The organism is Halorubrum sp. SP9 (assembly GCF_005435015.1).
In the GTDB taxonomy this organism is placed as follows: Archaea; Halobacteriota; Halobacteria; order Halobacteriales; family Haloferacaceae; genus Halorubrum; species Halorubrum sodomense.
The window spans coordinates 1-299 of the sequence record NZ_SGXU01000599.1 but is presented as its reverse complement, the minus strand read 5'-3'; the positions used below and the strand labels follow the sequence as shown (position 1 = coordinate 299).

General features: G+C 62.2%; 1 pseudogene. It reads right to left on the bottom strand.

Going from position 1 to position 299, the window contains the following annotated elements:
* Window positions 1–299 (bottom strand): annotated as a pseudogene (locus EXE45_RS21625) (hypothetical protein); the annotation flags it as partial.

Below are 299 nucleotides of genomic sequence, written 5' to 3'. Positions count from 1 at the left end.
CGTCGAGCCACGTTCCGGCGGAGCGGGAGCGGAGCGAGTCGACGGCGAAGGAATCTTCCAGCGGGTGATCGGGGTCGACGAACTCCTTTTCCCATTCGGCTTCCGTGACGATGCGGCGGAGCTTCCGGCCGTGCGTCTCGGAAAGCGGGAGGTCAGCGAGATGTGGATACTCGGTTGCGAACTCCGTCACCCGTTCGACGACTGGATCGGCGTCTTCCTCTAATCCATTGAGAGAAGCCGTTACAGAGTTAGTCTCCTTGGAAGGCCAAGACGCGGACGGTTCGTCGGGGGCGCTCATC